The 12,131-nt window shown below is 73.6% G+C and carries 11 protein-coding genes; 7 read left to right on the top strand and 4 right to left on the bottom strand.

Translation table 11 applies throughout. The annotated features are described in order from the left end of the window. Positions 1–136: 136 nt before the first annotated feature. The 7 genes from ACZ51I_RS09515 (at position 137) to ACZ51I_RS09485 (ending at position 7,333) form a co-directional block, all read left to right on the top strand. Entirely contained in the window at positions 137–2,179 is a 2,043-nt protein-coding gene (locus ACZ51I_RS09515; RefSeq protein ID WP_468873152.1) for a Xaa-Pro dipeptidyl-peptidase, read from the top strand. Beyond that, positions 2,176–3,477: a M14 family metallopeptidase gene (locus ACZ51I_RS09510; protein ID WP_468873150.1), complete on the top strand. Its 1,302-nt coding sequence runs from the start codon at positions 2,176–2,178 to the stop codon at positions 3,475–3,477. Before ACZ51I_RS09515 ends, ACZ51I_RS09510 begins: the two co-directional genes overlap by 4 nt. A gap of 118 nt (positions 3,478–3,595) precedes the next feature. Beyond that, the gene (locus tag ACZ51I_RS09505) at positions 3,596–3,898 is read left to right on the top strand and encodes a hypothetical protein (protein ID WP_468873148.1); all 303 of its coding nucleotides are present in this window, start codon (positions 3,596–3,598) and stop codon (positions 3,896–3,898) included. Positions 3,899–4,065: 167 nt separating this feature from the next. After that, the gene (locus ACZ51I_RS09500) at positions 4,066–4,512 is read left to right on the top strand and encodes a hypothetical protein (RefSeq protein ID WP_468873146.1); all 447 of its coding nucleotides are present in this window, start codon (positions 4,066–4,068) and stop codon (positions 4,510–4,512) included. 13 nt (positions 4,513–4,525) lie between these two features. After that, positions 4,526–6,163 (top strand): ABC-F family ATP-binding cassette domain-containing protein, encoded by a 1,638-nt coding sequence (locus ACZ51I_RS09495; protein WP_468873143.1) that lies wholly within the window; start codon positions 4,526–4,528, stop codon positions 6,161–6,163. Between the two features lie 40 nt (positions 6,164–6,203). Next, entirely contained in the window at positions 6,204–6,935 is a 732-nt protein-coding gene (locus tag ACZ51I_RS09490; RefSeq protein WP_468873140.1) for a 2-phosphosulfolactate phosphatase, read from the top strand. Next, the gene (locus ACZ51I_RS09485; protein WP_468873138.1) at positions 6,932–7,333 is read left to right on the top strand and encodes a hypothetical protein; all 402 of its coding nucleotides are present in this window, start codon (positions 6,932–6,934) and stop codon (positions 7,331–7,333) included. The genes ACZ51I_RS09490 and ACZ51I_RS09485 overlap by 4 nt, the downstream gene beginning before the upstream one ends. Positions 7,334–7,404: 71 nt before the next feature. On the opposite strand, the gene ACZ51I_RS09480 is transcribed toward ACZ51I_RS09485, so the two are convergent. From ACZ51I_RS09480 to ACZ51I_RS09465, 4 genes are all read right to left on the bottom strand, one after another. Continuing rightward, positions 7,405–7,854 (bottom strand): DUF2690 domain-containing protein, encoded by a 450-nt coding sequence (locus ACZ51I_RS09480; RefSeq protein WP_352023256.1) that lies wholly within the window; start codon positions 7,852–7,854, stop codon positions 7,405–7,407. A 135-nt stretch (positions 7,855–7,989) separates the two neighbouring features. Continuing rightward, entirely contained in the window at positions 7,990–8,445 is a 456-nt protein-coding gene (locus ACZ51I_RS09475) for a DUF2690 domain-containing protein (RefSeq protein WP_468873134.1), read from the bottom strand. Between the two features lie 213 nt (positions 8,446–8,658). Next, positions 8,659–11,067, bottom strand: a complete 2,409-nt coding sequence (locus tag ACZ51I_RS09470) for a Tex family protein (protein ID WP_468873132.1) — start codon at positions 11,065–11,067, stop codon at positions 8,659–8,661. A 109-nt stretch (positions 11,068–11,176) separates the two neighbouring features. Next, positions 11,177–12,043: an SCO6745 family protein gene (locus ACZ51I_RS09465; protein WP_468873130.1), complete on the bottom strand. Its 867-nt coding sequence runs from the start codon at positions 12,041–12,043 to the stop codon at positions 11,177–11,179. Positions 12,044–12,131: the final 88 nt, after the last annotated feature.

Here is a 12,131-nt window from a genome sequence, read left to right as displayed (position 1 = left end):
ACGTCCAGAGGACCCCCTGTCACACGATCGCCATTCGGCCGACATGAACCCGCCCGTCTCCGGCATCACCCTGCATCACCCCTGATTCCCTCCGGCACTCTTTTGCCCGGGAGTTGACCGGGGTACGTTCCGCCGCATGCCGATGCGAAAGCGGAGAACCCGCGGAGCCCGACTGACGTACGGAACCCTCGTGTCCGTGGCCACGGCCGCCCTGTTCGCGACCCTGGTCACCCCGGCCGCCGCGCGTCCGGAACCGGTCGCGCCCGCCACGCCCTTCGTGCGCGAGTCCCGCCCGGTCCACTCGTACGCCGATGCCGTCCGCGAGTCCGTCTGGGTCGACACCGGCCTCGACGGCGACGGCGACGGGCGGTCCGACCGGGTCGCCGTCGACATCGTCCGCCCCCGGGAGCCCGCGGCGGCCGGCCGGAAGGTCCCGGTCATCATGGACGCCAGCCCGTACTACGCCTGCTGCGGACGCGGCAACGAGAGCCAGAAGAAGACCTACGACGCCGACGGCGACCCCGTCCAGTTCCCGCTCTTCTACGACAACTACTTCGTCCCGCGCGGCTACGCCTTCGTCGCCGTCGACCTCGCCGGCACCAACCGCTCCGACGGCTGCGACGACGTCGGCGGACGCTCCGACGTCCAGTCCGCCAAGGCCGTCGTCGACTGGCTGAACGGCCGCGCCCGCGGCTACACCTCCCGCGCAGGCCGGACCCCGGCCCGCGCCACGGCCTGGAGCACCGGGAACGTCGGCATGATCGGCAAGAGCTGGGACGGCACCATCGCCAACGGCGTCGCCGCCACCGGCGTCGAAGGGCTGAAAACGATCGTTCCGATCGGTGCCATCTCCTCCTGGTACGACTACTTCCACTCCCAGGGCGCCCCGCTCTACGACGCCAACCCGAGCTGGCTCTCCGAGTACGTGAACAGCCCCGAGGCGCAGGGCCGCTGCGGCGCCGTCCAGGACCGGGTCACCGCGGGCACCCCCTACAGCGGCGACTGGACCCCCGCCTGGACCGAGCGCGACCACGTGAAGGACGCGGGCAAGGTCAGGGCCAGCGTCTTCGTCATCCACGGACAGCAGGACCTCAACGTGCGCGCCGGCCAGTTCGGCCGCTGGTGGGACGCGCTCGCCGCCCACGGCGTCGAGCGGAAGATCTGGCTCTCCCAGACCGGCCACGTCGACCCCTTCGACTTCCGGCGCGCCGACTGGGTCCGCACCCTGCACCGCTGGTTCGACCACCACCTCCTCGGCTACGACAACGGCGTCGACCGCGAGCCCGTCGCCGACATCGAGCGCGCCCCGGACGTCTGGACCACCGACCGGCAGTGGCCGCCGCGCGCCACCGCGACCACCACGCTGCGCCCCGCACCCGGCACCGACTCCGGCCCGGGAACCCTCGGCCGCGCGCCCGCCGCACCCGGCTCCACCGCGGAGTTCACCGACGACCCGGGCCTGGGCGAGCTGGACTGGGCCGCCCGGATCGACGACCCGACCCCCGAGAAGGCCGGGTTCGTCACCCGTCCGCTCTCGCGGGACCTGCGGATCTCCGGCTCCTCGAAGGTGACGGTCACCGCGACCCCCACCACCTCCACCGCGCACCTCTCCGCCGTCCTCGTCGACCTCGGGCCCGACACGATCCGGGACTACGCGGCGGCAGGCGAGGGGATCACCACCCTCACCGACCGCAGCTGCTGGGGCGCGAGCACCCCGGGCGACAGCGCCTGCTTCAAGGAGACCGCGGCCCGGACGGCGGACGTCGGGTACACGGTCGTCAGCCGGGGCTGGGCCGACCTCGGGACCTGGGCCGACCCGCGCCAGGAGCGCCCGCTGACCCCCGGCAGGGCGTACACCCTCACCCTGGACCTCGCCGCGACCGACCACGTCGTCCCGGCCGGCCACCGGCTCGCCCTGATCGTCGCCGGCACCGACAAGGACCTCCTCGACCCTCCATCGACCACCCCGACCCTCACCCTCGACCTCGCCCGCACCTGGGCCAGGCTGCCCCTCGTCGGCGGCGCCGGGGCGTTCGACCGGGCCACGACAGGACCGGCCCCGGCCGCGCCGTCGCCCGGCGCCGCGCCGCCCCGGAGCGGCCCGGTCCCGCTGGCAGCCGTCACCGGACCGCGCCTGCCCGGCACCGGCCCGGCCGACCACCCGGGAGCCGCCCGATGAACACGTCCAGCCGCGCTTCCCGGCGGACGCTCGCCCTCGTCATGGGCGCCGCCGCCCTGGCCCTCCCGCTCGTCACCGTCCCCGCGAAGGCGGCGGACAGGGCACCAGCGAAGGTCCTCCCGCGCACCGGCTTCGAGCAGAGCCGGGGTGCCCGGTGGACGACCGGGGCCGAGGAGGGGGAGTTCCTCGCGGCGGTCGACCGGGGGAGCGACCGGGTGACGCTGCGCGAGATCGGCACCACCGGGCAGGGCCGCCCGCTGCGGCTCGCCACCCTCGGCGCGGGCGCCACCGCCGTGCTGCTCGTCTGCAGCCAGCACGGCGACGAACCGGCGGGCCGGGAGGCATGCCTGAGCACGGTGCGCGACCTCGCGTACGCCCAGGACAAGGAGACCCGTCGCTTCCTCGCCCGCACCACCCTCCTCGTCGTCCCCACCGCGAACCCCGACGGCCGGGAGGCCGACACCCGGGGCAACGGCGACGGCGTCGACGTCAACCGCGACCACATCGCCCTGCGGACCGCCGAGGCGCGCGCGATCGCCGCCGTCATCCGCGACCGGCGGCCCGCCCTCGTCTACGACCTCCACGAGTACGGTGCCACCCCCCGCTACTACGACAAGGACCTGCTCGCCCTCTGGCCGCGCAGCCTCGACACCGACCCGCACGTCCACGAGGAGTCCCGGACGCTCTCGGAGTCCTACGTCCGGCCCGCCGCCGGGCTCGCCGGGTACAGCAGCGGCATCTACGGCATCTGGACCGACCCCGTCACCGGGGAGCCGGTCAAGCAGGTCGCCGGAGACGGCCAGGAGCGGATCCTGCGCAACACGGCCGGCATCAAGCACTCCGCGGGACTCCTCGTCGAAACCCGGGTGGACCCCCTCGACGAGGCCGAGCGGGACGATCCCGCCCGCAACCACCGGCGCCGCGTCGCCACCCACCACACCGCCCTGGAAGGGGCCTTCGCCTACCTCGACGAGCGGCGCGGACCGCTCACGGCGGCCACCGCCCTCGCCCGGCACACCGGTCTCGCCGACCGGGGCCCGGTCTACCTCGGCGGCGCCGACAACGACCCGGCCGAGCCGGGGGAGGTCCTCGAGGATCCGCCCTGCGGCTACCGCCTGGACGCCGCACAGTACGCCGAGGCCGGCGACGAACTCGCCCTGCACGGCGTGACGGTACGGACGGAGGGCGCCGGGGCGTTCGTGCCGCTGCGCCAGTCCCAGCGGGCGCTCGTCCCGCTGCTCCTGGACGCCCGCGCCACCTATCACCTCGTCAGTGGGAGTCCTGTGGAGAGGTGTTGACGATCGGGTGACCCCGAGCCGCCGTGGCGTGATTCCGATGTTTGCCGAGGTAAAGTTACCGACCGGTACTGACCATGCCTCGAACGGGCCCCGAAAGCCCTGAAGTTGGAGAACCACCATGCGCCACACCCAGCCCGCACGCCGCACCCTGACGGCCCTGCTCGCCACGACGCTGCTCGCCGGTGGCGTGCTGCTCGGCCAGACCGTGACCGCCGAGCCGGCCGCCGCCAAGACCATCACCTGCAACGTCAGCCAGCTGCGGGCGGACGCCCACAAGGAGCGCGACCGGGGCAACCGGCTCAAGCACCTCGGCGCCACGGCGGAGGCCCGCAAGGCCTTCGCCCGCGCCGACGCCCTGGAGCGCCGGGCCAAGCAGTGCGCCGACGCGGACAACAACAGCAAGCCGCCGCTCTGGAAGTAGTACGGCACGCGGGGCGGTCGCCATCCGGAAGGACGGCGACCGCCCCGCGGTCGTATCCGGCCCCTCACCGTCGGGACAGCCAGCCCTGACGCGTCCGGGCGGGGACCGTACCGGGACCGGAACATTTCCGGGACGGCGCGGCCACGCAAGGGGGAAACACTGGAGTCATGCCGGTCCCGTACACGCCCTTCGACCTCGTCCCCGCCGCCCCGCCGGGCGGCGACCCCCACCCGAGCCGTGACTTCCTCGTGGACGGCAGGCCGCTGCTCCAGCGGCTCGACGAGACCGAGGGCTTCGACGTCGTCTCGCCCCTGGCCGCGGACCTCCCGCCCACCGTCCGCGCCGAGCACGCCCACCGCCTCCTCCTGGCCGACGGCACGCGCGAGGTGATCCACTCCTGCCCCGAGTGCGAGGACCCCGGCTGCGGCGCGGTCACCGCCGTCGTCGCACGCGAGGGCGGGGACGTCGTCTGGCGCGACTTCGCCTGGCAGACCGGCACCGGCCCCGTGTACGAGGGCTACCCCGGCGTCGGCCCGTACCACTTCCACGGCGCGACCTACCGGTCCGTGCTGCTCCGGCTCCTCGAATCCCCGGCGTGTCGCCGCGTCGCCTAGGATTCGTTCCCTCATGACTGCAACCCTCGTCGCCAAGGACCTCGCCGCCGGCCACGGCGAACGCACCCTCTTCGCCGCGCTCGACCTCGTCGTCGCGCCCGGCGACGTCATCGGCCTCGTCGGCGTCAACGGCGCCGGCAAGTCGACCCTGCTGCGGCTCCTCGCCGGGCTCGACACCCCGGAGGAGGGCGAGCTCCGGCTCTCCCCGCCCACCGCCGCCGTCGGCCACCTCCCGCAGGAGCCCGAGCGGCGCGAGGGGGAGACCGTGCGGGAGTTCCTCGCCCGGCGCACCGGCGTCGCGGCCGCCCAGACCGCCATGGACGAGGCCACCCAGGGACTCGTCGACGGCACGCCCGGCGCGGACGACGCGTACGCGACCACCCTGGAGCGCTGGCTGAACCTCGGCGGCGCCGACCTCGACGAGCGCGCCGAGGAGGTCGCCGACTCCCTGGGCCTCACCGTCGGCCTCGACCAGCCGATGACCTCCCTCTCCGGCGGCCAGGCCGCCCGCGCCGGCCTCGCCTCCCTGCTCCTCTCCCGCTACGACGTCTTCCTGCTCGACGAGCCCACCAACGACCTCGACCTCGACGGCCTGGAGCGCCTCGAAGGCTTCGTGAAGGGGCTGCGCGCCGGCACGGTCGTGATCAGCCACGACCGCGAGTTCCTCACCCGGACGGTCACCAAGGTCCTCGAGCTCGACCTCGCCCAGCAGCAGATCACGCTGTACGGGGGCGGTTACGAGGCCTACCTGGAGGAGCGGGACAGGGCCAGGCGGCACGCGCGCGAGGACTTCGAGGAGTACGCCGGCAAGAAGGCCGCCCTCGAAGCGCGCGGCCACATGCAGCGGTCCTGGATGGACAAGGGCGTGCGGAACGCCCGCCGCAAGGCCACCGACGGAGACAAGCTCGGCCGCAACGCCCGCAGCGAGGCCAGCGAGAAGCAGGCCGCGAAGGCCCGGCAGACCCAGCGCATGATCGAGCGCCTCGACGTCGTCGACGAGCCCCGCAAGGAGTGGGAGCTGCGCATGGAGATCGCCGCCGCGCCCCGCTCCGGCTCGGTCGTCGCCACCCTGCGCGAGGCCGAGGTGCGCCGCGGGGACTTCGTCTTCGGCCCCGTCACCCTCCAGATCGACTGGGCCGACCGGGTCGCCGTCACCGGCGCCAACGGCGCGGGGAAGTCGACCCTGCTCGCCGCCCTTCTCGGCCGTCTCCCGCTGGACTCCGGCGACGCGGTCCTCGGCTCGGGCGTCGTCGTCGGCGAGGTCGACCAGGCCCGGAAGCTGTTCCACGGCACGGAGACGCTCCTGGACGCGTTCTGCGCGGCCGTGCCGGACACCGAGCCCGCCGAGGTCCGCACACTGCTCGCCAAGTTCGGTCTGAAGGCCGTCCACGTCATGCGGCCCGCCACCACGCTCTCCCCGGGCGAGCGGACGCGCGCCGCGCTCGCCCTGCTCCAGGGCCGGGGGGTGAACCTGCTCGTCCTCGACGAGCCGACCAACCACCTGGACCTGCCGGCCATCGAGCAGCTCGAGACCGCGCTCGACTCGTACACCGGCACGCTCCTGCTCGTGACCCACGACCGGCGCATGCTCGACGCGGTCCGCACCACCCGGCGCATCGAGGTCGCCGACGGCAAGGTGACCGAGCTCTGATGCCCGTCACTTGGGGGCAGGGCTCCGGGAGCGGCCGACGATGACCGTCTCCTTCGGCTGGGGTCCCGTCGAGGCGCGGGCGCTCGCCCCCGCGGCGGCCTGCGTGGTGGTGGTCGACGTGCTGTCCTTCACCACCTCCGTGGGCGTCGCCGTCGAAGGCGGCACCGCCGTCCTTCCGTACCGCCGGCGGGACGCCACGGCCGCCGCGTACGCCCGGGAGGCCGGCGCCGTCCTCGCCGTCGGGCGGAGCGAGGCCACCGAGGCGCAGCCGTGGACGCTCTCCCCGGCCGCCCTGCGTGCCGCCCCGAGACCGCCGCGCCTGGTCCTTCCCTCCCCGAACGGCTCCACCATCGCGGTGGAGGCCGCCTCCCGCGGCGCGACCGTGATCGCGGCCTCGCTGCGCAACCGCTCGGCCGTCGCCCGGTGGCTCACCGACCGGGGCCACGGCAGGGCGGACCGCCCGATCGCCGTCATCGCCTCCGGCGAGCGGTGGCCCGACGGTTCGCTGCGCCCTGCGCTCGAAGACCTGCTGGGCGCGGGAGCGGTGCTCTCCGCCCTCGCGGGCCCGCACGTCCGGATGACCCCGGAGGCGACCGCGGCGGCCACGCTGTGGGACGCCACCGATGACCCGGTCGCCGCCTTGCACGGCTGCGACTCGGGCCGTGAACTGTACGAGTACGGCTTTCCGCAGGACGTGGCCGTGGCCGCCGAGACCGACAGCTCGACGACCGTCCCCGTCCTCGTGGACGGCGCATTCCAGGAGGTACCATGACCGACCTACTGACCCGGCTGACCGAGATGCTGGACGACCTGGACGCGGACGTGGACGAGACGATCGACCTCGCCGACGAGATCGCGGCCTCGGGCGACGCCGCTCTCCTGCCGCGCCTCCAGGCGGAGCTGGACCGCGCCCTGGCCGAGCGGAACGCCTATGCCCGTGAGCTCCTCGGCGGTGTCCTCGCCGCCCTCGGCGGCCCCGACGCCCTTCCGGCCCTCGTGCGCGCCTCCGCCGTCGACCTCGGGGACGACCAGGACGGTCTGGCCGCCGAGATCGTCGACCTGGTCCAGGCCGACCCGGCGTCGGCCCGCGGTCTGCTCCAGCCGATGACGGAGGACGACGACCTCTCCGTCGCCAACCGCGCCGACTGGGCGCTGCGCTTCCTCCCGTAACCGGACCGCAGGCGAAGAGGCCACAGCCCGGGGGGCTGTGGCCTCGTTCACGCGGTGGCGGGGGTCAGGGTCTACCAGTAGGGGCTGCAGGTGACGTCGCCCGTGCCGGTGTCCTTGAGGCACACGCGGTAGTAGTAGCCGCTGCCGCCGAGCATGTTCGACCAGTCGGAGCCCGGGTCGGGGATCTTGACCGAGAGGCTGCGGACGAGCGGGCCGGCGTAGCCGTTGTGCTTCTCGATGTAGCCGAGGTGGTCCCACCAGTTGTCGGGGCCGTAGGGGTCGGTCACGCGGACCCAGGCGGCCTGACACTTGGGCGACCAGCGCAGCTCGGCCTTGTCGATGCCGTCGGAGACGGAGGCCTTGGTGACGGCGTCGCCGTCACAGGCCTGCGAGACGGGGCCGAGGTTGTCGCAGCCGGCGCCGGTGCAGCCGGCGGCGTACGAGGTGCCCGCGAGCGGGACCAGGGCCATGGTCATCGCGGCGGCGGAGATGCCCGCGACCTTCGCGATCATGCGCTTCATCGTGTGTTGCTTTCCTCCGGTGCGGGAACGGCTCGCGACCCCCGTGAAGGCCGCGGTTGATCTTTTCTACTGTCCTGTCCGCGTCAACGGGCGCAAGGGGCCGTCTCGTTCACGTGGGCGCGGGGGCCGGCGGGTCTACCAGAAGGGGGTGCAGTCCACCTCGTCCGTGGCGGCGGGGGCACTGATGCAGGCGCGGTAGTAGGCGGTCGGGCTGCCCAGCATGTTGGTCCAGTCCGTGCCCGGGTTGGGGAACGTCACCTGGAGGCTGCGCTGGAACCCGGTGCCGTAGCCCGACCACTTCTCGATGACGCCGTACCGCTCGTACCACTGCTCACCGGTGGCGGTGACCCGGGCCCAGGCCGCCTGACAGGTGGGGGACCAGCGCAGCTCGACCCTGAGGCCGGAGTGGGTGCGGGACGTCGCGCTGCCCTTGGTGACGGCGTCGGCGTCGCAGCCCATGGAGACGGGGCCGCGGTTGTCGCAGCCGGAGCCGGAGCAGCCGGCGGCGTACGAGGTGCCCGCGAGCGGGACGAGGGCCATGGTCAGAGCGGCCGCGGAGACGCCCGCGACCTTCGCGATCAGCTTCTTCATGGGTGGTGTGACCTCCAGGGACAGGAACGTCGCCGTGCGCCTCCCCCGTGGAGGCCGAAGACGATCATGATCGCCTGCCGTGTGCGCGTCAACGGGCAAAACGGATCACCTTGACGCGATGCCCGGTTGGCCCGAGTCGTCCCCGCATTCCCGGTCGGGGAGCGCGGGGGCGACCTCGGCAGGTCTGGGGGAAACCACACCTGACCTGCGTGCTTATCGGCGCTTGCTCCCACCCTCGCCGAGCAGGCCGGCCTTGCGGAGGGCGTCCGCCATCGCACTGTTGGCGGGCGCGGGCGCCGCGGAGCGGTCCCGGCCGGCCCGGTCCCCGCGGTCGTTCCGGGTCCCGGCCTCGGCCCGGCGGCCCCCGCCCTGACGCTGCTGCGGCGGCCGGCCGGAACGCTCACCCCGGTCGCCGCGCTCCTTCCGGGGAGCGCCGCCCTGGCCGTCGGTGGCCGCCTCGTCGTCGAGCCGCAGGGTCAGCGAGATCCGCTTGCGCGGGATGTCCACGTCCAGGACCTTCACCTTGACCACGTCGCCGGGCTTCACCACGTCGCGCGGGTCCTTGACGAAGGTCTTCGACATCGCCGAGACGTGCACCAGACCGTCCTGGTGCACACCGACGTCCACGAACGCGCCGAACGCGGCCACGTTGGTGACGACGCCCTCCAGGACCATCCCGGACGCCAGGTCGCCGATCTTCTCGACGCCCTCCTTGAACGTGGCCGTGCGGAACGCCGGACGCGGGTCACGGCCCGGCTTCTCCAGCTCGCGCAGGATGTCGGTCACCGTCGGCAGACCGAAGGTCTCGTCGACGAAGTCGTCCGCCCGCAGCGAGCGCAGTGTGCCCGTGTCGCCGATCAGCGCCGCGACCTCGCCGCCCGTCGCCTTCACCATCCGACGCACGACGGGGTACGCCTCTGGGTGCACCGACGAGGCGTCCAGCGGGTCGTCGCCGCCCCGGATGCGCAGGAAGCCCGCGCACTGCTCGTACGCCTTCGGGCCGAGCCTGGCCACGTCCTTGAGCGCCCGGCGGGAGCGGAAGGGGCCGTGGGTGTCCCGGTGCGCGACGATGTTCTCCGCGAGACCGGAGCTGATGCCCGAGACCCGCGAAAGCAGCGGCGCCGAGGCGGTGTTGACGTCGACGCCGACGCCGTTGACGCAGTCCTCGACCACGGCGTCGAGGGAGCGGGAGAGCTTCACCTCGGCGAGATCGTGCTGGTACTGGCCGACGCCGATGGACTTCGGGTCGATCTTCACCAGCTCGGCGAGCGGGTCCTGGAGCCGCCGCGCGATGGAGACGGCACCGCGCAACGAGACGTCGAGGTCCGGGAGTTCCTGCGAGGCGAAGGCGGAGGCGGAGTAGACCGAGGCGCCGGCCTCCGAGACCATCACCTTGGTCAGGTTCAACTCCGGGTGCTTCTCCAGGAGTTCCGCCGCGAGCTTGTCGGTCTCACGGGAGGCCGTGCCGTTGCCGATCGCGATCAGCTCGACCGCGTGCTCCTTCGCGAGGCGCGCCAGCCTCTCCAGCGCCTGGTCCCACTTGTTGGCGGGGACGTGCGGGTAGATCGTGTCGGTGGCGACGACCTTGCCGGTCGCGTCGACGACGGCGACCTTCACGCCCGTGCGGAAGCCGGGGTCGAGCCCGAGCGTCGCCCGGGTGCCGGCCGGCGCGGCGAGCAGCAGGTCCCGCAGGTTCGCCGCGAAGACCCGGACCGCCTCGTCCTCGGCGGCCGTCCGGAGCCGTAGCCGCAGGTCGATCCCCAGATGCACCAGGATGCGGGTCCGCCAGGCCCAACGGACCGTGTCCTGGAGCCACTTGTCACCGGGGCGGCCCCGGTCCGCGACACCGAAGCGAGCCGCGACGATCCCCTCGTACGAGGAAGGTCCCTCGGTCGGCTCCTCCGGCTCGAGCTCCAGGCTGAGGGCGTCCTCCTTCTCGCCCCGGAGCATGGCGAGCACCCGGTGCGAGGGCAGCGCCATGAAGGGCTCGGCGAAGTCGAAGTAGTCGGCGAACTTCGCTCCCGCCTCCTCCTGCCCCTCGCGGACCTTCGCCACGAGCCGCCCGCGGGTCCACATCCGCTCGCGCAGCTCACCGATGAGGTCGGCGTCCTCGGAGAACTTCTCCGCCAGGATCGCCCGCGCGCCCTCCAGGGCCGCGGCGGCGTCCGCGACGCCCTTGTCCCCGTCCACGAAAGCCGCGGCGGCGGACGCCGGCTCGACCGACGGGTCGGCGAGCAGCCCCTCCGCCAGCGGCTCCAGACCGGCCTCACGAGCGATCTGGGCCTTGGTCCGGCGCTTCGGCTTGAACGGCAGGTAGATGTCCTCGAGCCGCGCCTTGGTGTCGGCGGCCCGGATGCTCGCCTCCAGCTCCGCCGTCAGCTTGCCTTGCTCGCGCACCGAGTCGAGGATCGCCGACCGGCGGTCCTCGAGCTCGCGCAGATAGCGCAGCCGCTCCTCCAGGGTGCGGAGCTGCGCGTCGTCGAGCATCTCGGTCGCTTCCTTGCGGTAGCGCGCGATGAACGGCACGGTCGAACCGCCGTCGAGGAGCTCGACGGCTGCCTTCACCTGTCGCTCGCGTACGCCGAGCTCCTCGGCGATCCTTGCTTCGATGGACGTCGTCACGGTGTCCCGACTCGCCTTCTCGTGCCTCAAGCTTGCGAGTGCATTCTGCCGGGTCGGTCACCCGGACGCGGTAACCGACCCGTCCCGCGCGCGTCCCCGGCCCGCCGGGTCAGTCCTTGCCGACCAGGTCCGCCGGGAAGGCGCCCGCGCCGGCCGCCGCGAAGAGGAAGCCGCGTCCCAGCTCGGTGAGCCGCTCGACCCCGGCCGCGCCCAGGTGCTCGTACGGAGCGGAGTCCAGCCGGTCGGTGTGCTCCTCCAGCTCGGCGCGGAGCGCGGTGCCCGCCTCCGTCAGCTCGCCGCCGGCGTCGAGGAGCCCGCGCTCGCGCAGCCGCTCCGTCGCCGCGTCCCAGTCGGCGCGCCGCCATCCGCGGGTGCCGAGGAACCAGCGCGGGGACATGCCCTTGCCGGTGGCGGTGTGGGAGGCGACGGCCTCGACGGGGCCGAGCCCGGCGGAGAGCAGCGCCGTGAGATGGCCGTCGCCCCGGTGCTCACGGAGCAGGGTGGCGGCGTACCAGTAGGCGAGGTGGGGCTGCTCGGGCACGGGCAGGTCGGCGTTGGCCGAGTAGAGCGGCCGGCCGTGCCGGGTGCAGGCTTCGGTGGCGCGCAGGGCGAGCTCCGCCGCCTCGGCCATCTCCGGGGAGGAGACGGCCTCGTCGCCGAGCAGCCGGCGCAGGGTCGCGTCGACGGTCCGAAGCCGCGCCTCCAGGACCTCGGCGGGGGAGGCGGTCTCCCAGACGGCCGGGAGGTGCTGGGCGAGCAGCTGGTGGTTGTAGTTGTAGAAGGTCGCGGCGACCGTTCCCGCGCCCACCGCGCCGAGGGCGGCGCTCCGCGCGGCGAGCCGCATCGCGCTCCGGTCGGTGATGCCCAGGGCGGCGAACTCGCGGTCCAGGTCCGGCGAGAAGTACAGCGTGGAGTGGAACGGGTTGAGGGCGTTGTGGCAGCGGCGTCCCGCGCGCGGGGCAAGGGCAGTGGTCATGCACCCGTACGTTACCGACTGGTCGGTACGACGGGAACAGGGGGATCGTGTCCATCCGCGCATCCGGATGGCAGAAAAGGTGGGATTC

This window comes from Streptomyces sp. NPDC034084 (assembly GCF_055575535.1).
The sequence above is the reverse complement of the archived record's forward strand: the minus strand, read 5'-3'. Positions and strand labels throughout refer to the sequence as shown.